The sequence below is a fragment of the Nitrospira sp. M1 genome, assembly GCF_965152605.1.
This window is the reverse complement of the sequence record NZ_OZ224217.1, coordinates 3,461,701-3,484,467: the sequence shown is the minus strand read 5'-3', so window position 1 is coordinate 3,484,467 and position 22,767 is coordinate 3,461,701. Positions and strand designations below refer to the sequence as shown.

The 22,767-nt window shown below is 47.9% G+C and carries 23 protein-coding genes; 13 read left to right on the top strand and 10 right to left on the bottom strand.

Going from position 1 to position 22,767, the window contains the following annotated elements; translation table 11 throughout:
* Positions 1–61: 61 nt before the first annotated feature.
* The 7 genes from ACWHX8_RS15680 to ffh form a co-directional block, all read right to left on the bottom strand.
* A complete protein-coding gene (locus ACWHX8_RS15680; protein WP_447969075.1) occupies positions 62–448 on the bottom strand; it encodes a YraN family protein in 387 nt (128 codons plus the stop codon).
* A complete protein-coding gene (locus tag ACWHX8_RS15675) occupies positions 445–1,071 on the bottom strand; it encodes a ribonuclease HII (protein WP_447969074.1) in 627 nt (208 codons plus the stop codon). Before ACWHX8_RS15675 ends, ACWHX8_RS15680 begins: the two co-directional genes overlap by 4 nt.
* A gap of 59 nt (positions 1,072–1,130) precedes the next feature.
* Positions 1,131–1,598, bottom strand: coding sequence for a 50S ribosomal protein L19 (gene rplS / locus ACWHX8_RS15670; RefSeq protein WP_447969073.1), 468 nt, complete (start codon positions 1,596–1,598; stop codon positions 1,131–1,133).
* 128 nt (positions 1,599–1,726) lie between these two features.
* A complete protein-coding gene (gene trmD, locus ACWHX8_RS15665) occupies positions 1,727–2,479 on the bottom strand; it encodes a tRNA (guanosine(37)-N1)-methyltransferase TrmD (RefSeq protein WP_447969072.1) in 753 nt (250 codons plus the stop codon).
* Positions 2,469–3,029, bottom strand: a complete 561-nt coding sequence (gene rimM, locus ACWHX8_RS15660) for a ribosome maturation factor RimM (protein ID WP_447969071.1) — start codon at positions 3,027–3,029, stop codon at positions 2,469–2,471. Before rimM ends, trmD begins: the two co-directional genes overlap by 11 nt.
* 85 nt (positions 3,030–3,114) lie before the next feature.
* Positions 3,115–3,399, bottom strand: a complete 285-nt coding sequence (gene rpsP, locus ACWHX8_RS15655) for a 30S ribosomal protein S16 (RefSeq protein WP_447969070.1) — start codon at positions 3,397–3,399, stop codon at positions 3,115–3,117.
* A gap of 77 nt (positions 3,400–3,476) precedes the next feature.
* Entirely contained in the window at positions 3,477–4,868 is a 1,392-nt protein-coding gene (gene ffh / locus ACWHX8_RS15650; RefSeq protein ID WP_447969069.1) for a signal recognition particle protein, read from the bottom strand.
* 237 nt (positions 4,869–5,105) lie between these two features.
* On the opposite strand from ffh, the gene ACWHX8_RS15645 reads away from it, so the two are divergent.
* The 6 genes from ACWHX8_RS15645 (at position 5,106) to ACWHX8_RS15620 (ending at position 13,029) form a co-directional block, all read left to right on the top strand.
* Positions 5,106–6,356, top strand: coding sequence for a LuxR C-terminal-related transcriptional regulator (locus ACWHX8_RS15645; RefSeq protein ID WP_447969068.1), 1,251 nt, complete (start codon positions 5,106–5,108; stop codon positions 6,354–6,356).
* Between the two features lie 335 nt (positions 6,357–6,691).
* Positions 6,692–8,113: a sigma-54-dependent transcriptional regulator gene (locus ACWHX8_RS15640; RefSeq protein WP_447969067.1), complete on the top strand. Its 1,422-nt coding sequence runs from the start codon at positions 6,692–6,694 to the stop codon at positions 8,111–8,113.
* Between the two features lie 730 nt (positions 8,114–8,843).
* Entirely contained in the window at positions 8,844–9,785 is a 942-nt protein-coding gene (locus ACWHX8_RS15635) for a DsbA family protein (RefSeq protein ID WP_447969066.1), read from the top strand.
* Positions 9,786–9,840: 55 nt separating this feature from the next.
* Positions 9,841–10,821, top strand: a complete 981-nt coding sequence (locus tag ACWHX8_RS15630) for a hypothetical protein (protein ID WP_447969065.1) — start codon at positions 9,841–9,843, stop codon at positions 10,819–10,821.
* A 188-nt stretch (positions 10,822–11,009) separates the two neighbouring features.
* Complete coding sequence (locus tag ACWHX8_RS15625) at positions 11,010–11,459, top strand: calcium-binding protein (protein WP_447969064.1); 450 nt, start codon at positions 11,010–11,012, stop codon at positions 11,457–11,459.
* Between the two features lie 373 nt (positions 11,460–11,832).
* On the top strand, positions 11,833–13,029 hold the full coding sequence (locus ACWHX8_RS15620) for a hypothetical protein (RefSeq protein WP_447969063.1): 1,197 nt from the start codon (positions 11,833–11,835) through the stop codon (positions 13,027–13,029).
* Between the two features lie 10 nt (positions 13,030–13,039).
* Here the strand turns inward: ACWHX8_RS15620 and ACWHX8_RS15615 are convergent, their stop codons facing one another.
* Positions 13,040–14,011 carry a methyltransferase gene (locus ACWHX8_RS15615; protein WP_447969062.1) on the bottom strand — a complete coding sequence of 324 codons (972 nt, stop codon included), beginning with the start codon at positions 14,009–14,011 and terminating at the stop codon, positions 13,040–13,042.
* Between the two features lie 693 nt (positions 14,012–14,704).
* On the opposite strand from ACWHX8_RS15615, the gene ACWHX8_RS15610 reads away from it, so the two are divergent.
* From ACWHX8_RS15610 to ACWHX8_RS15580, 7 genes are all read left to right on the top strand, one after another.
* A complete protein-coding gene (locus ACWHX8_RS15610; RefSeq protein ID WP_447969061.1) occupies positions 14,705–15,649 on the top strand; it encodes a hypothetical protein in 945 nt (314 codons plus the stop codon).
* A 92-nt stretch (positions 15,650–15,741) separates the two neighbouring features.
* Positions 15,742–16,668 carry a hypothetical protein gene (locus ACWHX8_RS15605; RefSeq protein ID WP_447969060.1) on the top strand — a complete coding sequence of 309 codons (927 nt, stop codon included), beginning with the start codon at positions 15,742–15,744 and terminating at the stop codon, positions 16,666–16,668.
* A gap of 181 nt (positions 16,669–16,849) precedes the next feature.
* Positions 16,850–17,518: a hypothetical protein gene (locus tag ACWHX8_RS15600; RefSeq protein WP_447969059.1), complete on the top strand. Its 669-nt coding sequence runs from the start codon at positions 16,850–16,852 to the stop codon at positions 17,516–17,518.
* A 75-nt stretch (positions 17,519–17,593) separates the two neighbouring features.
* Entirely contained in the window at positions 17,594–18,295 is a 702-nt protein-coding gene (locus tag ACWHX8_RS15595) for a hypothetical protein (RefSeq protein WP_447969058.1), read from the top strand.
* Between the two features lie 96 nt (positions 18,296–18,391).
* On the top strand, positions 18,392–19,099 hold the full coding sequence (locus tag ACWHX8_RS15590) for a hypothetical protein (protein ID WP_447969057.1): 708 nt from the start codon (positions 18,392–18,394) through the stop codon (positions 19,097–19,099).
* A 47-nt stretch (positions 19,100–19,146) separates the two neighbouring features.
* The gene (locus ACWHX8_RS15585; RefSeq protein WP_447969056.1) at positions 19,147–19,950 is read left to right on the top strand and encodes a hypothetical protein; all 804 of its coding nucleotides are present in this window, start codon (positions 19,147–19,149) and stop codon (positions 19,948–19,950) included.
* A gap of 138 nt (positions 19,951–20,088) precedes the next feature.
* A complete protein-coding gene (locus ACWHX8_RS15580) occupies positions 20,089–20,724 on the top strand; it encodes a hypothetical protein (RefSeq protein ID WP_447969055.1) in 636 nt (211 codons plus the stop codon).
* 167 nt (positions 20,725–20,891) lie between these two features.
* Here ACWHX8_RS15580 and ACWHX8_RS15575 read toward each other — a convergent pair whose 3' ends face one another.
* Together ACWHX8_RS15575 and ACWHX8_RS15570 are read right to left on the bottom strand one after the other, a co-directional pair.
* Positions 20,892–21,728: an EcsC family protein gene (locus ACWHX8_RS15575; protein ID WP_447969054.1), complete on the bottom strand. Its 837-nt coding sequence runs from the start codon at positions 21,726–21,728 to the stop codon at positions 20,892–20,894.
* Between the two features lie 138 nt (positions 21,729–21,866).
* On the bottom strand, positions 21,867–22,565 hold the full coding sequence (locus tag ACWHX8_RS15570) for an arginine N-succinyltransferase (RefSeq protein ID WP_447969053.1): 699 nt from the start codon (positions 22,563–22,565) through the stop codon (positions 21,867–21,869).
* Between the last annotated feature and the right edge of the window lie 202 nt (positions 22,566–22,767).

The window sequence follows — 22,767 nt, the reverse complement described above, 5'->3', positions numbered from 1 at the left end:
TGGCGTTTCGCGCACTTCTGGCATTGACTTGGGTGTGCATACTAAGGGTTATTATACCAGCTCACCATCTGCTGTCTTCCCCAGGAACTTCAAAGGCATGTTCGATGTGCGTGATTTCTAGAGAGTCATCGGCATGTCGACGGCATAAGACTACATCGAAACGGCTTTCTTGATGGCTGAGTCGATGTCGCGATAAATAGTGAGCTGCTAGCTTGATTAAGCGTTGTTTTTTGGATTCGGTTATCGTAGCCAGTGTCCCTCCATGACTGTCTGACCGTCTGGCTTTGACTTCGACAAAGACTAGGGTGTTGCCATCTTTCGCAATGAGATCAAGCTCGCCTCCTGGAAGTCGCACATTTCTGTCAAGGATACGATAGCCTTTCTTTTGGAGGTAGTGCGTTGCGAGCGATTCGGCCGTTTGGCCAAAGATGTGCCCCTCTGGCTTCATTGCAATGCTGGGGGAACAGCCTGACAGTTCCGAACGGGGCGAAAGCTCTGTCGATGTCCTTGGCAGGGTCCATATTGAGTCAGGAGTTGAAGGTGCTGTGGTGTCGGATAGCCCTTATGAATATGGAATTGATACTGAGGGTATCGGTCATGATACTCGTTCATTATACGGTCTCGGGTCACTTTCGCGATAATCGAAGCTGCGGCAATTGTCAGAGACAGACTGTCGCCCTTGATAATCGCTCGTTGGGGAATGGAAACATGAGGGACATCAACGGCATCAATAAGCAGATAATCCGGAGTGACCGACAATGCGGTAACGGCTCTGAATAAAGCCAGACGTGTGGCTTGAAGGATATTGACGCTATCGATCTCTTGTTCCGTGGCAAGGCCAATGGCCCAGGACCTGGCACGATGCGTAAGATCGGCAAAGAGATGTTCTCGTTGGGACTCACTCAAAACTTTTGAGTCATTGAGCCCATTGAGGTGAAACCGCCGAGGAAGAATAATGGCCGCAGCGATAACTGGACCTGCCAATGGACCTCGCCCCGCTTCATCAAGGCCGGCTATCCAATGATAGCCACAGGAATGTGCCGTGTCTTCAAAGAAATAGTTTGGCTCCATGAGCCTTTATGATCGTGGCTGGTGTGCGAACTCTTCTATCCACGGGCATTGCGTATTGGTCATGCTTCTTGGGTCGAACCTGCAGTTTCTGGTGCTTCCGCAACTGACTCTAAAGCCGGAGCGGCTTCAGTTTTCGTGCTCGCCTTGCTCATTCTCGTAAATTCACGTTCTGCAACTTTGGCGGCTTTCCCTTTTTTCGTGCGTAGGTAGTAGAGTTTGGCTCGTCGGACTTTTCCTTTTCGAACAACCTCTATTCCGGCAATACTGGGCGAGTGAATCGGGAAAATACGTTCCACGCCAACGCCGAATGAAATTTTTCGGACGGTAAATCGTTCACTGACGCTCTTGCCTTTTCTGGCAATCACGACGCCTTCAAACACCTGAATCCGTTCTTTTTCCTCTTCAGTTTTTTTCCCGGATGACTTGGACTCGATGACTTTGACTTTCACGCGAACGGTATCACCGATCTCAAAAAATGGGACTGATCCTTGGGCAAATGACTGTTCTAATCGCTCTAACCGGTTCATCGTTGGGCTCCTTCCTGCCGCTCTCTCTTGCTAACGTGTCTTGTTATGAAAAATCTATTGATTCATGCTTTTCTGATGTCACCCAGGTCGTTTCGATCCTGAGTCAATAGCCAAACTATAACGTGTCTCTAGCTACTCGTGACGTGAGGGTGTTCTCGCAATATTTCGTCGAGTAACAATTGATCTTCCTCACTTAACGTGTGCTGGGTGAGTAAATCTGGTCGTTTTACCAGAGTATTCCGTAGTGCTTCTTTTCGACGCCAACGCCTGACCGCTTCGTGATTGCCTGATGAAAGAATGTCAGGCACGGCTGAGCCTCGAACCTCGCTGGGCCTCGTGTAATGCGGGTAATCTAACAGAGAATCGACAAAGGAGTCATGTTGAGCCGAAAGTGGGTCGCCTAAGACGCCTGGGATAAGGCGGACTGCCGCATCAATCATAACCATGGCAGGTAATTCTCCACCCGTTAAGACGTAATCACCCACAGAAATCTCTTCAGCCAACAGTGTGGACCGGACTCGTTCATCGATACCTTCGTAATGACCACAAATAAAGACGAGTCTTCTGGACTCACAACTCAACGCTTGGGCTTGTGCCTGGGTAAAGGGAATGCCTTGAGGAGAGGGAAGGATAATCCGAAGGTCTTGGGTGTCGTTTCGCAAGGCATCAATGACCCGAAAGATTGGCTCGGCTTTCATGACCATGCCTTCACCACCACCATAGGGCGTATCATCGGCATTGAAATGAGGTCCATCGGCGTAATCACGGATATTGTGGACAGCGAGGTGGAGCAACCCTTTTTCTTGCGCACGTTTGACCATGCTCTGAGACGTTACGGCCCTGATACTTTCAGGAAATAATGTGAGAACGTCACACTGCATAGGGTAGCCCCCACTCTTCTACCGGCGCGACAGTCATCAATTTACCCGTAATGTCGATCTGTTTAATGACCTGCCGTGTGGCGGGAATCAAGTATTCTTCGGTGTCCTGTCGAACTACAAACACGAGGTGTTGAGGGAGATCTAAAATTTCTTCAACCTGTCCCAAAGCACGCTCTTTTTCATCATGGACGGCTAAGCCAATGAGTTCGTATTGGTAAAACTGTCCAGCGGGAGAAGGCGGTGCTGAATCGAGCGGAACCTGGATCAGAGCGCCTTGAAAGGCCGAGACGGCTTCTGGTGTAGAAAAGGCTGAAAACCTCACGAGATAGGAGCGCCCAGTTTGTCGTGCATGGGTAATCGCCGTTTGTAATGATTGTCCCGACCGAGACACGAGTGTGACCGTTGGAAGGTTCTCAAATCGACCGGGGACGTCTGTTAACGATTCAATGCGGACTTCCCCCTTCACCCCAAAAGGCTTCAGCACACGTCCGATCGTGACTGACTCTGTCATGGCTTGCATGGTCACTGTTTTGGTTCCGGCGTCGTCCACACGTTTACCGTACGCACTTTCTACATGCTTGTGAGGGGTAGGCTGATATCAGCCTACCGACTACATCCCCAAACTTCTGTGTGATTTATGATGCGTGCGCTGCATTCTTTTTGGCTTCGGCCAGCGCTTTCATCACTCCTGTTTTGCGGAGGAGGGCACGAACGGGGTCCGTGGGTTGCGCACCTTTTTGAAGCCAATCAAGTACTCGATCTTCCTTGAAGGTTGCTTTGTCGGAATCCTTTAAGGGGTTATAGGTTCCAATGACTTCCAGGAAACGACCGTCGCGTCGCTTACGCGAATCGGCGGCAACGACTCGATAAACAGGATGCTTATGTCGTCCCACACGTGTTAACCGTAAATGAACTGCCACTGTGTATACTCCTCGTTAAAATGTGATGGAAACTGTAAAAGGTTTTGGTGCCTATTGTGAATGGCTCTGTGATCAGGTTAAGGAGACTGAAGAACTCTGACTAATTTCTTTCGCTTTTTCCCTTTTCCCATTTTCCCCATGCCCATTCGTCCTCCGACAAGGGACTTCATCATACGCCGGGCTTCTAAAAATTGTTTAATAAGACGATTAACTTCTTGGACAGACGTCCCACTTCCGCGCGAGATTCGTTTCTTGCGATTGCCATTAATAATGGTGTGATCGCGCCGTTCTTTCTTTGTCATTGAATCAATGATGGCCACGACCCGTTTAATTTCTTTTTCAGGAAGCCCACCTTGCGATCCTGCGTCGGCAACCATGGACTTGATTTTTTGCCCTCCAGGAAGCATGTCCAAAATTTGATCAAATGACCCCATCTTGTTCACTTGCTGGATTTGATCGCGAAAGTCTTCGAGCGTGAGCGTATTGCTTGAAACTTTTCGTTGAAGCGTTTCAGCCTGTTCTTTGGAGAAATTTTCTTGGGCTTTTTCAATAAGGGTGAGCACATCGCCCATTCCCAGAATTCTGGAGGCCATCCGGTCAGGGTAGAATGGCTCCAAGGCATCAAGTTTTTCGCCCACACCGAGAAATTTAATGGGTTTGCCAGTGGCGGATCGAATGGACAGCACCGCACCGCCACGTGCATCACCTTCCACCTTCGTCAGGATGACGCCATGCAGACCAACAACTTGATCAAATCGTTCGGCGACAGACACCGCTTCTTGCCCGGTCATGGAATCGGCAACCAAGAGGACTTCGTCTGGACTGACAGACTGTTTAATGTCGACAAGTTCCTGCATCAATTCTTCATCTATATGCAGGCGTCCTCCGGTATCGAGAATGACAACTTCGTATCCAAGGTCCTTGGCGCGAGATACGCCGTCCCGACAGGTTTGAACCGCATTGGCGTTTGGTTTGCCTTCTTGATCGCCACGGTGCACCATGACTTCAAGGTCTTGCCCTAAGGATGCAAGTTGTTCTCCCGCAGCTGGTCGACGTGGGTCGGCGGCCACGAGCAGCACTCGTTTCCCTTGGGTTTTAAAATGGTTTGCAAGCTTTCCGGTGGTTGTGGTTTTTCCAGAGCCTTGAAGCCCTACCATCATGATGACGGTCGGAGGAGTCGACGAGAGATGGAGGTCCGCTTGGTCTTTTCCGAGCAGATCTCGTAATTCTTCCCAGACAATTTTGACAACTTGCTGGGCGGGGTCTAGGCCCTTGAAGACTTCTTGCCCAATGGCCTTTTCCCGAATTCGTTCGATGAAATCTTTAACGATCTTGAAGTTGACATCTGCCTCTAACAGCGCAAGGCGAACCTCTTTCAATGCGTCGGTGATATTCTGTTCTGATAGAACAGCTTGCCCACGCAACTGCTTGAAAACATTGTCGATTTTTTCTGTTAACGATCCGAACATAAATTAACGATCCTATCCCCGCTTTTCCAGCTACCCAAACCAGCTAGTCTAGTAAAGACTTGTGGGGGAGTCAAGTAAACAATCATACGTTATAGTTCCTATGTAAATATGATTAATTAATATTGAAAGTTCTGAATGTCAGATTTTGCACTCAAGACATTTATTTGTAAGATACTTCACCGATTTTGGCATATGGGATACCTGAGCTTTATCTGTTTAGACCATTGAGAGTCACACATGAAATCGAAAGACTGGGTTGCACTGATTGAAGCTGGGTATCAACTTGAAGGAGATGATGAGGGATGGGCAGAGAACGTTTTGGAAAAGGCTGCGCCACTGCTAGACCGTGGCTGGTGGCCGAGTATCGCGACCTATCGATTTACACCAACAACGATCAAGCTTAATCATGTTAGGACGACTGGTCCGTCTTTTGTGACCACGGCCATTCGAGAACATGTATCTGATTTGCCGAATGAAATGATTGATCTTCTCTACCGGCGAGATAATGGGGTCGGTTCGGTTGGTGAAGTTGTGTATCCACGCTTTCCTCATCATCAAGCAATTGTGCGACGTGAGACACAGGGCGTGATTAGGGATAGTCTGGTCATCCCTGGCCATACTGGGGAAGGAAGCGCTATGGCGTTGTACGTGGGGTTCTTAACGGAAACCCCACCCACCGCACTGGAGCGAAAGCGCTGGCCGTTGATTACCAGTCATCTTGCCGCGGGACTTCGTCTTCGATCATTGGCTCAGTTCTCGTTCGATTCAGCGTCAGTAGAGGCGATTTTCGATCCAGCCGGTAAAGAATACGACCTCCGTCATACTGCGAAGGAACGCTCGGTTTGTGAAACGTTACGCGAGACTGTGCGAAGAATTGATCGTGTACGGACTAGGGCTGGTAGACATGATCCTGATGAGGCCCTACAGAAGTGGGAAGGGCTTGTGGAGGGACGTTGGTCACTTGTTGATCGATTTGATACAGATGGCCGTCGGTTTGTCGTGGCGATCAAGAATGATCCTAGCTGTCCCGATCCACGTGGACTAACTTTGCGTGAGCGCCAAGTGGCGGAATTTGTGGGGCTCGGCCAGTCGACCAAAGAAATTAGCTATACACTTGGTATTTCTCTGTCTGCGGTGACGAACTGTACGGCACGTGCACTACACAAACTTGGGCTCTCATCATTAACCGAATTGGCAGCTTTCTTTTCTCCAGGTGGCTTGCGGACAAAACTAGCTGAAGTGTCCCTCAAGGGTGAAGAGCTACTCGTCGGCGTGTATCCGTTGATCGGTGCCGAGCGTGTCACAGGGTTGACCGAGGCAGAGCGTGAAGTTCTCGCTCATTTAGTCGCCGGGTCGACAAACAAAGATATTGCACAGCGTCGGAACACAAGTGAATACACGGTGGCCAATCAAGTGAAAGCCATTTTTAAGAAGCTCGAAGTTTCTTCTCGTAGCGAACTCGCTGTATGCTTGCAGAGTAAGGTGTGACAGAGTGTTCCTTATCTTCACCCTTCCTACTTTAAAATAGTATAGAGCGCTTCTGTTTCATGGGCGCAACGTACGTTGCTCTTGCCTTCTACCGTTTGACGTGTCTCACCCTATCTGTAGTGATTGCTTCTCACATCTGATTTGGATTGATGTGTGAAATTAGCTATAGCATTCTTTTGTCAATCTCCGTACATTTCTCATACGTTCATTTTACATACTTATATAGTCCTAAAAGTATTATGCGTATCATGATGCCAGTTGAGTCACTTGCTACCGTTGTTCGTAGAGGAGCAAAATCTCTACTCAAGCCCCATGTGTGTGATAAGGAGAGTCCTATGAAAGCGAAAGTCCTTGTTGTTGACGACGACGTTGATACGAACGTCTTGCTCCAGCAACGGTTGGACATGTTGGGGTATGACTGTATTTCTGCTCAAGATGGGGCGCAGGCGCTTGAATTGATTCAACAAGAATCTCCTGATGTCGTGTTACTCGATCTTGAACTGCCTCAGTATTCTGGGATTGAGGTGCTTCAGCGGTTGAGCGGTCGGGTGAATCAGGCAAGGCCTACAACGTCGCCTTCATCGTCAGGGTATCAACTGGTCAGGCCGTTTGTCGTTGTGATGACGGCCTATGGTTCGGTGGATGATGCGGTGGAAGCAATGAAATGCGGAGCCTATGATTTCCTCACGAAACCGTTTGACTTCGACCACTTGGAGATAGTGATGCAACGTGTCGTTGAACGAACGGCATTACACAAAGAAGTCAAACATCTTCGCCAAGAAGTCAATCATCGATATGCGAACATTGTTGGAGAGAGCCCAAAAATGAAAGACGCGCTCGCGATGGCACGACAAATTGCGTCCTCGCAGGAGACCGTGTTGTTGTTAGGGGAAACAGGAACGGGGAAGGATATCCTTGCACGATCGATTCATCGTTGGAGTGCACAATGTGATGGGCCATTTATGGCAGTAAACTGCTCGGCATTTCCTGAGACATTATTGGAAAATGAGTTATTCGGTCATGAAAAAGGTGCGTTTACCGGGGCAACAGACATGAAAGAAGGGAAAATCGAAGCTGCCGATGGTGGGACAGTCTTTTTAGATGAAATCGGGGATATGCCCTATCAGCTCCAGGGACGATTGTTACGATTGCTACAAGATCGAGAGTTTCATCGGGTGGGCGGCACGAAGTCAATTCGCGTACAGGTTCGATTCATCGCGGCGACCAACAAAGATTTACACGAGGGTATTGCCGATGGATCTTTTCGTGAGGATCTCTTCTTTCGGTTGAATATTCTGCCCATCATGCTGCCGCCACTCCGGGAACGAATGGCCGACCTTCATGCCCTGGCGAAGTATTTTGTCATGCGTCATTGTCAGGAGATACGGCATCCAGGGAAAACATTGACGTCTTCTGCGCTCGAAGCCATGATGCACTATCATTGGCCAGGAAATATTCGCGAACTGGAAAGCGTGTTGGCTCGTGCCGTGATCTTGACAGCCAATGAAACCATTTCCGTAGAGGATTTGCGGTTGGAAAATGGCAAACAACCAGAGAAAGAACTTCATGCAGATCAGAAGGATTACATTCCGCCATTAAAAGCATCACTTGATCGTCATAGCCAGTTTTTAATTATCCAGGCACTCACTCAGACCGGCTGGAACCAAACGAAAGCCGCGGAAATATTACAGATCCATCGATCTTACCTTGTTCGGCTCATGAAACGACTCGGAATCTCATCAACCAATCCATCGTAACCGACCCCCTCATCAGGCTCCTGTCCGACTATTGCGCTCAATCAATTTTTGGATCTCTCATATAGCGATGGAACTAGAGTTGTGTTTCTTCATCCCTAGCCGCGCACGGCTTAACTAGACTCATGTCTGAGTCTCACTGAATTAGAACATTTGCATACATAGCCGCTGACTCAATTTGAGTCACTCTCTGCTTGAATGCACTGTGACGAAATAGGTCAGTGTCAGGTTTTGAGATATGTGTATCTTTATGAATTTTTAAAAAATATGATTAAAATCATATGCTTATATAGATTTATCTCTGCGGGATTCGTTCTAAGAGACTGGGTACTATTGTTGCTGAATTAAGGATTCAACAGTAAACACAAACGCTTTTTTAGAGGAGGTGTGTGATGGAAGCAGGCCCATTCAGTCTCGGATTCGGAACCTATTGTGCGTTGGCAAGAACGAAAAGAGTGTCATCTTCAGAGATGGAAGAAGACAGACAAGAATCAGAGCCGGATATGTTAAGGGAGAACGATGTAGAAGAGGATGCGTAGCGAACTCAAGCGTTATGCGAAAACAAAAGATTGAACGCAGGTGAGTTTTTCGGTGATAGCCTGACGTTGGATCTAAGTATTTACACTGGCAAGTTGCCTTGTTGTTTTTCCGTGGAGGATGAGCCGTACTTCAGTGTGTATCTGGAGTAAAAAGTGAATACAAGGCCTCGTGAATATTACAAAGGAATTTGACCATGAAATATCTATGTATGTGTGCCCTTATGCTGTTTTGTATGGGGGGAATTGCTCTTTCAGACATTGGAGCCAATGATGGAGAGAAGGACTCCGTGAACTTGGTCGGGCATGATCAACGTGTGCGCTTACAGGAGAATGAGTCTAGTGGAGAAAGTCTAACGGTAGATAATACCGTGTTACCCGATTCTCCGAGTCAGTTTTTGCAAACCGACTTGGTTTTGGCACTGAGAGCCTTACTCAAAGAGCAGCCAGAAGTGATTCTTGATGTACTGAGGTCACAGCCTATCGAATTGGCAGCTCTTGTCGAGCAAGCGTCATACCTCAGCCAAGTCGAGGCTGAAAAGACAAGGCGACTGAATGAGTTGAGACAGCCCAAGGTGTCGGTCATTGATGCGAAACGCCCAATCCGTGGAAATCCTGAAGCTCCTATCACCATTGTAGAATATAGCGATTTCGAATGTCCGTTCTGCCGAACGGCCTTTTCCACAGTGAAGCAGGTCTTAGAGCAACACAAAGACCGAATCCGGTTTGTGTATAAGCACAATCCGCTGAATTTTCATGAGATGGCAGAGCCGGCAGCTCGATACTTTGAGGCGATAGCCATGCAAGACATGGAAGAGGCGTGGCGTTTTCACGATCGAGTTTTTGAACAGCAGGATTTGCTCGAAAATGGTGAGTCAGTCTTGAAAGCGATTGTGGCCACATTGAAAGTCGATCGTAAGAAGTTGGAAACAGACCTCAAGGGAGACATTGTTGAACAGCGCCTTCAACAAGATCGGGAGGAAGCAGAACGATTTGGATTTGATGGAACGCCAGCGTTTTTGATCAATGGCGTGTCATTAATGGGTAGTCAACCTCAAAAAGATTTTGAAGACATCATTCAATTAATAAATACGGAACAATTTGCAGACAAACGTCTGGCCACTTCCAACGATTATTAGTATCCAACATGTTAGGTAGACAGGTTGCAACATTCATTCATTGAGGAGACACGTCATGAAGGAAATACTGTTTGTCCTGTTATTTGTGTTCTTCGCGACTTCGGTACATGCGAAAAACTTTACAGTGAAAAATTGCGACTCGTCTTCTATGGAAGACATCAATTGGGCGGTGGACTTCATTAACAATAATATTGATGAAATGCTGGCTGAGGCCACATTTATCCCGAGTAAGTATGCAGACAAGATTAAGAAAAAATGGCCCTCGACCACACTGAAATGTTCTAAAAAGAAAAAATGCAGTGGAGATACTCTTGGATACCATAAAGTCGGTAATAAGTTTAATCTGTGCTGGGATCAAATCCGAGATGCGAATCAAACTCGCTGTGAACTGGTGGGAATTCTTATGCACGAAAAGGCGCATGCGGCCAATGTCCCAATCGAAAAGAAACATAATGATAGAAATGCCTATTCTTATGTGAGTGGTGTGGACTTGGTCTATCGATTTGATGATGTGGTAGAGAAAATTTGTAATAAAAATGCCAAGCCGACGAAGACTATTGTTCGTCCAGGCACAGTAACGGGGACACCCAAAACTGGTGGCGACGTGGTTGAGGCTGGACGTGCAACGAAACTGGCTTTAGGTCAACTGTGTTCGGAGCACACACAATGTGAATCGAGTCAATGCGGAAAAGGTGTGTGTGTCTGTAATGACGATAATGATTGCGGCCGTGACTCTCGTTGTAAGAAGAAGATTGGAAAAAATTATTGTGTGCCCACAGGTGGTCTCATTGGAGATTTTTGCAAGAAAAATTCTGACTGTGGAGTCGGCAAATGTGAAAAGAAAAGCTGCGTTTGCAAACATGACAGTGACTGTACAACGAGTTTTGGGTCAAACGATTTTCGTTGTGCAAAGCCAGGAATGGGATTTGGCAAAAACTTCTGTCAATCAACTTCCGTGGGCAATGGTGGAGCTTGTGCTAAAAACTCGGACTGTAACAGTGGTAAATGCAAGAAGGATAAATGTGTGAGCAAATAACAACAAGCAAACTTCTGAAAAAGCATAAATCGTTACGAAAGTTTTTAATTCCCCAGAGTGTTATACGGATACTGAACAAAGAGAAGAGGTTGAGAAGTATGACTAGCGTGTCCTCTGAGTACCCGTTGCAGACGATGGGGAATCTTTATGACTGAGGTGATTTAGGTGGTGTTCAGGGGGAATGTATTATGACCAGACGAAATATGACAGGTATTGTGCTAATCGCGGTATTGGCCTTAACAGGTTTTCAGAACGTCAATGCTCAGACCATGTGTCAGGGGCAGACAGCGACGATTGTTGGCAATGACTTCGACAATGTGCTCATCGGAACTCCAGGAAATGATGTGATTCATGGTCTTGGGGGAAACGATATCATCGAGGGCAGAAATGGAAATGACATCATTTGCGGTGGCGAAGGTGCTGACAGTATCTTTGGTGACCGTGGTGACGATGCGATCAGGGGCGGGCCTGGAAACGATAATCTTAGGGGGAATGCCGGCACGGACAATATTAATGGTGGAGATGGAAACGATATTCTTCGGGGAGGTGCTGGCCCTGATTTGTTGGATGGTGGCAATGGCCGTGACGACTGCAACAGAGGTACAGGCAACAATCCTGCGGCACTGAACTGTGAATGAGACGTATGATGGGAAGGTTCCTGTAAATTCACGGTGAGAGCGTGTTCGTTAAGAGATCGCTTTCTACTCATGTCCACGGTTCGACAGATGGATCAGTCAGTCGAACCGTTCGGATTTTCTCCCATCTATGGTTTGGCCCCCATAGCAATGCCCTGGCGTGTGTGGTTTCATTCAATTCTTCATGGATGATGATTGTACTACAGTGATAATCAACCACGGATGTGTTGGGCCGTCCAAGTAGTTATTCAGGCTTTGCCGGCATTTTGTTGCGTGCTATCAGCACGTCAGCTTTCCCTCCGCTTGCAACTCTATTCGTTTTAGCGCTATGTTTTTAGACTTAGGCTCTAAGCGATTTGTTTTGTAAGGGAAGAACATGCTGAACATGATGGAGGCCCGAACGCAACGGGCGCTTAGGAATTTTCGAAAGGCTGTGGATCGCTTATTGCGGGACCATGCTCCCGAGTCGATGCACGGCCTAACAGAGACATTCTGTTCAAAGGTGCAGTCCGCACCTGAAGGGACGGACTATTGGCAACAGCTTTGCGGGGAATGTGAACGCCTCACTCGTATTCCGTATCGGCATGGAACATTAGCGCAGGCAATTGAGTGGGAAGCGTTGAAACTTCAGGCACGGCTCACGTCAGTATCCGCGAGTCACGAACGGTCATCCGTTCCACTGTTTCGTGAGCGTCATGTACACATCGGGACACTCATTCGTGTGTGGCGACAACTTGCTCTCGAAACGGAACATGAGTTGGCGAAGCAAGGCTACGAGACCTTGTTGGACGTGGGCCCGTGGGGTGGGTTTAATTTTGCGGTCCAAGCGGATGGGTATACCCGCATGCCCTTTGCTCGATTGACTTTGGCCGTGGGCAGCCTTTCGAATATCCCAATGGAAGAGCAGTGGGAGTTGTTCTTCGAGAGTTTTCTGCCTCGGTATTTAGTTGCACTCGAATCTGCGGGCGTGACCATTCCTAACGAGTTTGACTATCAATTTCATGAGCAAAATGAGTCAGGTCGATTTTCAGAAATTTCCTGTACATATCATTTTCCGCATCATACTTATGAACGGCGGTCGTTTGTGAAAATCCGCCTATCGTATGTCTTTGAGACTGTCGAAGAAATTACCTTGTACGACTTTCTTGGCTTGCTGGAACGATTGCACTTTACCACCGATTGGGATTTATATCGCGAGCGGACTCAGGATATTGATGCACGATTCGATCTACAAGATTTCATTTCGTTGAGTCATATCACGGAAGGTGTCTACCACCGCACACGTGAAGAGGAAGCCCTGTTGGTGGAAATTAAAGAGGCGTTTCGAGGGGCGATCCGGGAGCGAAAGGTGCTGTATGGGTATCTGGATTCCATTAAAAAGACAAAATGGATTGAGAACCTCTATTGGGGAATTGCCGAGGCCGCTTTAGGCATTCGGAAATATCAACGACCGATTTCGTTAACTCGAGACGTGTGTACGCAGATGCCTCCACGACTGCTCATTCCCGTTAGGCGACACCTCCAGGACTATCATCAACGTCTTGATTCCGTTCCGGCATCCGCGTCTGATTGAGCGACTCTTTTCACAGCCGTGTCGCTTCCAATGTCCCGATGCTTCCAGAAATGGGATGCCGCCGTAATCGACCGAAGCCTTCAGCTTTCAGCCACTCTTCGACTTCCGTCCATCCATAACTCCGACCCGTATCCGTAAAGGCGTACATGAGCAGGGAGAAGACTGCCGCATCGACTGGTTTGGTGTCTGTTTCATCGAGGAAAAATTCCACGATGAAGACTTTCCCTCCAGGCCTGAGTGCTTGTTGTATTCGACGAAGAAGGGTTCGATTTTCCTGAGCATTAAAATCATGGAAGATGTTTGCGACCAATGCCGCATCACTGTCTTGAGGGAGTCGTGCGGTAAAGACATCGCCACGACGAACGGACAGACGATTCCCCAATCCTCGCTGTGTGATCAGACGCTTTGCAACAGAGACGGACTGATCAATAACCACGCCGGATAATGTCGGATAACGTTGCGCGAGCGCAATGGCATACGCTCCGGAACCGCCGGCTAGGTCAAAAAACGTCGTCGCCCTGCGCGGCATTCGACAGGTTCGAATCGTGGGACGTGCTAAGATCAGGCTTCGCTCCTCCATAGCCAACGCCAATCGCCTGCGGAAATCTGGACTCTTGGTGATTGGTGCCCAGCCCTGTCTTCCCTTTTTTATGACCCGAACCATATCCGTCCAATTGGCCCAATGATGGTTCAGTAACCACAAGAGATTCGTAATAGCGGTCGGACTATTCTTGTCAAGATACTTCCGAGCAAGGAGTGTGTTCCAATATTTTCCTGCCCGCTGATGGACTAACTCCAATCCCGTTAATGCATTCAACAGTAAGCGCATGCCTTCTCTGTCGGACCGGCAGGCTTTCGCCATTTCGTCGGAAGTCCGTTTGGTCTTGCCAAGGGCGGTGAAGACGCCCAGTTCATTCGCAACCAACAAGACTTTGGAGTCGGCATAGCCATTGGCGAGTTGCAAGAGATCTGGGTAGGTCATTGGCTAGCCTCCAGTATGCATGGCGTGGACAGAGCGGTCCACATAATTGTGGACCCTATGAGGCCAGTGAGTGGCAGCCTGTCTAAGCAAACATCGATGACCGAAACGATGTGATTTCATGGTATGTACTTCATGCGGGGGATTCTTCTCACTCGTGTCAATGAACTGTGGGTAAAGGTGAATCAGTATAGAGATTGATCAGCAATTTGGATCCCATTGCTCACATTGCTCACAATGGTTGGATTACGCGATGTGTTGTAACTCAATAATCCGAAGAGATCAAACCTTGTTGTCTCGTGCTCGTGACTTCTGTTCTTGCTGTTGTGACGTACGGCATCTTTTGTTTGAGTATTTGTAGGTATTGCCGTTCCTTCCTAACCATCGATTCTAATTCCTCCTGTCCTAAATAGAGTCACACGTTCGTTGTTTGAGGTGTGATGAAATAGGTCAGTCGGTGTTTGAAGTCTTTCCTTCGTTTCAATTCCTTCAGAAGAAATATTCATAAGAATTCACAGGTTCGAATAGTTTTCTGCGTATGGGTGACATGGAAGACCGTGCGGCACTCATGTTGCTTTTCTTTTATGTGACGCAACCTCTCAATCAAAATTTTTGTGGTCTACATGAGGAATAGTAAGGCATTTACGGTTTTTCAGAAGCATTCATAATTTTTTAAAGATCTAAGGGAACCACTCGATGAATTTTATACTTTGGAATAATTGGCTGTTGATGGCGTGGCTCACACCTGCGTTCTGGGCGGCTTCCTGTTTGATTGATGTGTGCTGTATTAGTGAGCGTGTATTTCGTTATCCGTCAGATGGCCCAATCATCTCTGGTCTTTTCTGTGTCCTTCCGCTCGCTCTGCTGTTTGTGGAACTTGGTAGCTGGGAAGCGGTGACTGTTTCGTTGGCTTGGCCTGCACTCTTGGCTGGCGTGTGTTACTTCCTTCACCTGTACTTCATCTTTAGAGCGCTCTTTACGATCAACGATGCATCCTGTTCAGAAATTTTCAATACCTTGACGGTGTTCGTTGTTCCTGTCATGGCGTTTGCCATGCTAGGCGAACGCTTGGCCCCGATCTATTACGTGGCCATTGTCCTTGCGTTACTCGGTATTCTTGTGCTGATTCGGTATCACCTCTCCGGTCTCCACCGACTGGCAATCGCTTGGTTAACCCTCGCAGTCATAAGTATCTCGCTGACAATGGTTTTGCAGGCCTGGGTGTTCGAGCACATAGCGTATTGGAATGGGATCGTGTTGTTTGCGATAGGCACGTTCGTGACTGCGCTGTTTATCTGTAGCCTCCAACGGGGACGGCTCCAGCGCATTGTCGGATTGTATCGGCGTTTCTGGAGGATTTTTCTCTTGGCAGAACTCCTTCAACTGGCAGCGGTGTTGGCCTCGCAGCGCGCGACGGATATTGGACCATCGGTATCCTTTGTGGCGGTAGTGGAATGTAGTCTTCCGCTATTTGTGATGGTGTTTAGCAGCGGATTGCTCTTGATTTCAGAACGATGGAAGGCGATGAGCCAGGAATTTCACGACACCTTGTTGCTTCAAACAACTTCCATCCCGGTCAAATTGACGTCAGTCGCGTTTATCTTATGTGCGATTGTCATGGTGCAAACCAAGGCCAGCTAAGGATTCATCTTGAGGGAAAGCAATGTATGGATATGAAAATCTGCACCTATCTGATCAACATAAAAATTTATATAACCAAAAGGAGGGGAATCATGAGTATCAGTAATCGTGTTGCGGATCAGTCTTTCGTTCACTCGATGACTCAGTTTGTCTGGCTCTCGGTGATGGTCATGGCGATGTGTGTGTTGTGTCTTGTATGGACACAGCAGCAGGCACATTCTCAGACGATTGACGACTCAGCAGTCAACGTAAAGATTAAAGAGAATAAATTTATCTTTGATGGCCATGTGCTCTGGAGTATCGACGACGGAGAGGTACGGCCTCGTCTTTCTGGCGAGCTGGACCTGAAAGATGCTGGAGGACTCTGCGGTCGCATGCGTATGGATTTTTATGCGGAGGGGCATGTCTTATTGCTCTCGAAATATGGTGGGGAAGTCTGTGCAAAAGGGGATAGTCGACAATCTTGGTCGGTCTCTCTTGATCCGTATGACAGCAATAAATTGAATGAGATTAAGGTTTCTATTGAAAAGAAAACCGCGAGTAAAGACTGGACCATCATTGGGTCTGAGACTGTGAAACTTGAACCAATTCGTCACAAAGTCAAAATTACTGAAGATGGGTTTGATTTTGGTGGCAAATCCTTTGCCCTTGGTGCTCCGACAGGTTCTGGCGATGTGACGTGGTCATGGAGTGGCGGGAAAATTACACCTCGTGTGACTGGCACGATTCACATAAACAATGCTGCGAGTGCTTGTGCCCGATTGCAGATTAAATATTTCTCGCTTGACGGAGATCTCCTTGAGACAAAAGTTGGCGGAAAGTTTTGTGCCTCTGATAATTCGCATTGGTATAAAAACGTCGATCTCAGCAAATACAGTGACTGGAAGATTGCGTCTATTCAAATCAATCTTCAAACCCTTCGATCAGACAATTCCTGGCGCACGGTAGGCAAGAGTTCCAGTCGGTACGCCCACGCTTCGAGCAATTCAACTGTTCGATTTACGGGAGGGAGACTTTGATTGTGTTCATGCCCAACATTCATGGCGTTGAGGGTTTCACATCTTCATGAATCATTTAATTTTTTGGATACATGTACATAAAAAAGAGACAGAATTAGCAGGTGAAGCAATTTTTTATGAGTACATTTTTGTCCGACGTATCACGCAGTCAAGGTATTCAACAAATAGAGGAGGTCTAATCATGGAAAACATTATTCAAAAACAATCATCTACCATGAATCGTGCTTTGGGAGTGATGGGGGCCGTCGTGTTGGCTCTCAGTGGCGCGGTGAGTCACGCGGAGACGTACTGCTACGATTTCAGCAATCTCGCAGATACGGATTATCAAGTCGGACAAACGATTCCTACACAACATGGGAATATTAACCTTCTAGAGGTGTTCGATGAAAATGGAAATCCGATGCAACCGAACTCGAATGGAGCCATGCTTCATCATAATGTGCCCATCCCTGGTCAGGGGGAGGCTCCGTCACTGTTTAATCACGGCGGGATGACCATTCAGGTTGTCCCAAATAGTCCAATATCGTCCGTGACCTTGAAGTTCGCCGAAAACACCGGGGCCACGGATCAGCAATTATGGAATGTTGGTGTCAATAATGAACGGCAAATTTGGAGGGGGCAATTGTCTACCCTTGATGGACAGACTCTTGGTCAAGCAACATTCGGAGGGCGGGTACGGATTGCGGTCGCTGGGGTTGTGGATTCAGATCCTAATTCTTACTGGGTCCGTGGCATGGCGACGCTGACCTCTGATCCCGTCAATCCAGGATTGCCCGATAGAGGCATCGAACGGTTTTCGATAGGACGGAGTAGCCAACTTCTCATTGATGATGTCTGCATGACGGAATAGAGAGTTTTCTTAGTGTGGTTAGTATCGAAAGGTTTCAAGGAAACATGTCCGACATACATAAAAGGAGAACATATCATGTTATATCGAAACTATATGATTTCTGGATTGTCTTTGCTTAGCATTTTGGGGATGTTGGTGCTGCCTGCTAATTCTGCACGCTACGAGCAGTCAGTTTCGCTTCAAGGATCGACGAAGAAGACAGATAATATTTCTGGGTTTGCCGGTGAAAAATTTGTGGTAGGGGTCCCGAACAGCCAGAAAGATGACTTCGCAATTTATGGGATTACGTCTGAAGAGCGTCGTGATAATCCCTGCTATGTCACGATTCTTACGGAGAACATAAACGATTCTGGTAAAAAGTTGGATACGAAGAAAAATTTGTGTGGCGGTAAGGAAAAGAGCAAAGAAATAAAAGCAATCTATTCCGATTCAGGTTTTGGGAAACGGGTGTTTGTTACCGGTGTGCGAGTCTGCATGAATAATAAAGATACACGCGTGAAAGGCATCAGGATTCGTGGGAAGGCCATGACCGAGGACGGAAACCTTGTGGCCCTCAATGCGAGTACGTCTGGTGTCTCAACGGGAGGGATACAGAAAATTGTCACGACGGAGCCTTCCGATCATCGAGCGAATTGCAATAAGAACTGGAAGAAATGGGCGCAGTGCAATGACGGTTATATTGCCACAGCGGCGGTCCTGCATTTTGATGCGGGGAAAACTCCACGATCGCTTACGGGCATGGAACTCAAGTGCCGGCGGGTTGCTCAAGCTCGATAGGGAGCAGCTTCGGCGAATGCAATGCTAGAGAAATGCCTAATCGTCTAGAGTCCGCAGAAGGCGTTCAGGATCAATTCGAGAAAAGGAACGACGAAGATGAAATGTCTAGACTATCGAACTCAAACCGTTTTCGTATTTGCATTATTAATCGGAATCTGTGCTCCGCTAGGTGCGTATGGTGAGACGCAGAGCACAGAGGCTACGCAGGTGCGGGAGATGGCTCAGTGGGAGACTTTTTACGCAACAGTTGCATCTCACAACACTCTACCAATGCGGCTCGTGGCCCTTGATTCTCTTGATGGGCCGCCACCCTGTGGGAAGGATGGCATTTGTAATGTGAATGCCTGCTCGGCAGATCCGGATTGTCCCGAAAGTCTACAGCACGAGAATGACAGCGAGCCATACGAACCTCCCCATGACGAAAAAGGGATTGGAGGGTCCGTGTGGCTCACCACCGGTCTTGACGGATATGACGGTGGGCATTCCTGTGATTTCGATAAAAACACTTGCAATATCAAAGTGTCGTGGAGCGTGCAGCCCGACAAGTACGACAAATGGAAGATCTGTTGGAAGGATTGGGGCGATACGTTTACCAATGCCTGTGATGAAAATCAAAAGGTTCGAAAGTTTGAAAACAATTTTTACGTGATTCCCAATTTGAAAGAGGATCATCATTATCGGATTCGTCTGGAAGGGCGAAAGGATAAAAACGATAAGTGGAAATGTCTGGCTAAGGCGCGATTACGGAACGTCCATTTGAATGGGACGAATATCAGGGGAGTCGTTCCATGCATCGTGCCGTGATTGTATATTTTAATCTTTAAGATTATCTGAGAAGAAAGGAGGCAATCATGCCACCCACACCACTTCAATTTTATCAAGTGGGATCTTACCCCTATCCGGTTACGACGACTGGCAGCGGAAGTGCGCTAACTATTTGCCGCAGGAATAACGATCCCTATTTAGCGTTTTTAACCCAGACATCATATGAAGATGAAATCGTCTTACTCTATTTGCATTTGTCTGTCTCGAAAGAAGCTGTACGTTTTGCAACCCCTCTCGATCAGGATGTTATTAGCGGTATGACCTATGGGCGGTTTCGAAACATCATTTGGGCCGTGCAATCCACCACGAATCAGGATACGATCATCGGTATTGATCCCGACACCGGTAATCAGGTCGATACGATTACCGTGCCGACCCGACGGGGCGTGGCGCTAGCGCATAATGGTTTATATTTTGTTCGAACGGATGGCACGGTTCTGGAGGCAGTCGCCAATAATGGAGTCGTGTTGGGAAGTGTGAATGTCTCACTGGGGTCCAGTATTCAAGGTCTCACGGCAGCTCCGTGGTCCTATGTAGCCAGTGATACGGCTCTTAATAGACTGGTGGTGCTCAATGTCTTCGGCAGTGAAGTGGCTGAATGTACGGCTCCTCCCGGACTCGCCGGCGGTATCACCGCAGTGGTGTATAACAGTTTTCCAGATTATGATCAGATTTCCCAACTACCCACGGAAAATGGTGCTTGGGGCGATATTGGAACGCCGTATCATCCCGACACTCCTTGGAACCCCGCACCGTGGATTATGCGTCATAATATTTATTTGGCAAACGAATTAGACCAAACAATCTATTTTGGATATTTTTATGAATGACAATGGGCTGTTGACCATGGTAACGGAGGTTGTCTGGAGCACTGGGGATACGCAATCCGAGTGTCTTGATAATTCTTAGAATAGGATCATCACAACATTACACGTTAGCAGTGGGTTTTTGCGATTGCGATTGGTCTGATGGAAAAAACTGTCAGGAGAAGCGGGCGGGCGGCAAGGGAGCTGTGGGCGGTGATAGCAACAGGATTGTTGCATGTTGTGTTTCAAGGTCTGGGCGCGAAAGGGCTCTTTATTGCTTTGGCGGTCACAAGTTGGGTGACGTATATTGCCTGGCGGGTTCGTGATAATCCCAGCCTGTGGAGACAATGGGGATTTCGAGTCGATAATCTAAGGGCATCACTCTTAGAACCCACCGTCGTGTTTGTCTTTGCGATGCTAGGGATGCTGTGGTTTGCCGTTAGCTATGAGCGCGATCTGTGGAGTGCTCACATCGTTATTCTGTTGCTGGTATATCCGATATGGGGGGTGCTTCAGCAGTTTTTGGTACAAGCGTTGGGAGTATCTAATCTCAGGACACTCTTCCCTCATGCCGGACTTCTGTGGATTGTGCTTCTTGGGGCGGGCTTGTTCTCTGTTGTCCATTATCCGCATGGCTGGTTAATGTTTGCCACGGGACTCTTGGCGTGCGTTTTTATTCCCAGCTATCTCAGGCATCGGAACTTGTGGGTGTTGGGTGTCTATCACGGATGGTTGGGAACGTTTTTTTATCTCTGGGTCTTGAATCAAGATCCATGGGTTGCCGCGTTTGGCGCATGATTCTCTGTGTGTTGTGGTGAGTGCAATGAAGCGGCAGGATTGATCTTCTGGTGTATTTCTGTGTTGGTGATCGAAACATCAGTCGATCAGGTAGTGTGGGATCTTCGATCGAGACAAGACAGAGCGGGAAAAGTTCTGGGGTAGTGTGTGTGAAGTCAACCGAATCCTTACTGGGCGGAAGTGGAATATGATTCAGCTTGGCTGTCGGTCTGTTTCCCGGTTTTTCCAAGTGCTTCATAGGCGGCTTTAACTGGTACTGGACCATAGATTCGTTCCAATCGTCTCACTGTAAAATGTCCGCGTGCAAGATCTTGGAAATGATTGATGAACAAGAGATTGACTGTGGCGCCACCAGCTGCACCGATGATAGGAATAGCTTGTGCTGCGGCTTTTTCAGAGACCTGGATGCTATAGCGTGTGGCGATTTGCGTGACGAGCCGGACTAACCCCGGTGCTCCAGTTTCTGCCATGCCCCGTTCGGTAATGTATTTGGCCGCTTCGGAAACCGCAGCACCCAGGGCTGTTCGAACCGCAAAGTATCCGGTTTCTGCGCCATCATCATTTGGGGTTGGGCCACCAAGCGCAAAGACTTCGAGACATGAGAGTTTGGTTTCTACGTCCAGAATATTTTCCCCTTCGCTCCTGGCAATATCGGCGATTGATCTGAGCATAATCGTCGTCGAGATCGGGAGCTCGATAGCTAATCCTCCCAGACCGAATGCTCCACCAAGTGCCCCGCTGATCGAGGTGAAGACCTTATGCGCCGTATTGGATGCGTCTCCTGCATGTTGATAATTGAGCGTGGCCACTGCGACATCCAAGGCCCTTGATAGTGCCCCTTTTGTCGAGCTCATTAATTTGTCTGACCAATTGTCTGGTAAGACTGCGAGAGCCTTTTCGACAGGCGTTCCGATAAGATTGGTGACTTTCGCGGCAAAGCTGGGGTTTTCGAGTAGCGTGAAAGCATGTTCAAGAGCTTCTTGGTCCTCTAAACTAAGCGTCATGGGCGGGCTTCTCCGTGTGAGAGCAATGGTGGGTGAAATCGAAACATCTTGTGTTCATTATATCGCATGCACGAAATATTTGCTGGTCTACGTTCTCTATCGGTTATTGTAAGGCCAGTATTAACAAAAGGCTGGTCGTTATTCTTTCAATTTTACGCGAAATTGACCTTCTTGAATACTGATATGTTCCACTCCTTTGGCAAAGTGATCCCAAAAGCCTCCGTCAGCGCCAAACTTTTCAACGAGGTTTATGTTTTTGATGTCACCCCACCAGGATTGGGGCAGTGGGACTCCGCCAAGGCTCATGCCGCGAATCGCGACAACCGGTCGATTATCGACATACTTCAATACAACTCCCACGTGTAATTTCAGGGTCTTACCGCCAAGGACAGGAACATCGTGGTCCATTGGCACGAGTAATTTCAGACTCACCAGGTCATCGGTTAAGTCCACGGCCACATGTTTGGCCGTTTCTGGGTCTTTGGCAATGAGGGCATTGAGCTCTTTTTCAGATAGCTGAATTTCTCGTTTTGCCGACTCCTCGTTATACGGTTCTGGGTCCAATGGTCCGTCGGATACTGACCCTTGGGGTCTTGTTGTCGGAGAATTGCTTGAGGGTTGATGTTCTTCAGAGAGCTGAGCGAGTTTGGCCTCGAGAATGTGCTGTTCCGATGTTGTGAGTTGTGTCGGAGTGAACGGTGCGGCGTAAATACTCTTTCCCAACCACCAGGTTGTGATGAGTATAGTAGTCAGGATGAGAATAATCCCAATGCCAAGTACCTGGAATCCACCGAGACCGCGATTTGGTGTTGGGGGTGTTGTGGTTGGTTGGTCCATATCTTTCCCTCTCATTAAGGGTACCGCATTCTTTTCTAGCGGACAAGTTGTAGCAGGGGAATCTGTTGCAAAAACGAGGGGGCACGATTGTCTTGTCACGTTCGTGCTGTGTTAGACAGGTACAACCTAGTATAGCGTATTGCTCGGGTGATTGCACAGAGCAGGATGCGTCAACGTCATGCAGTGAGCAGTCAATCAGTGT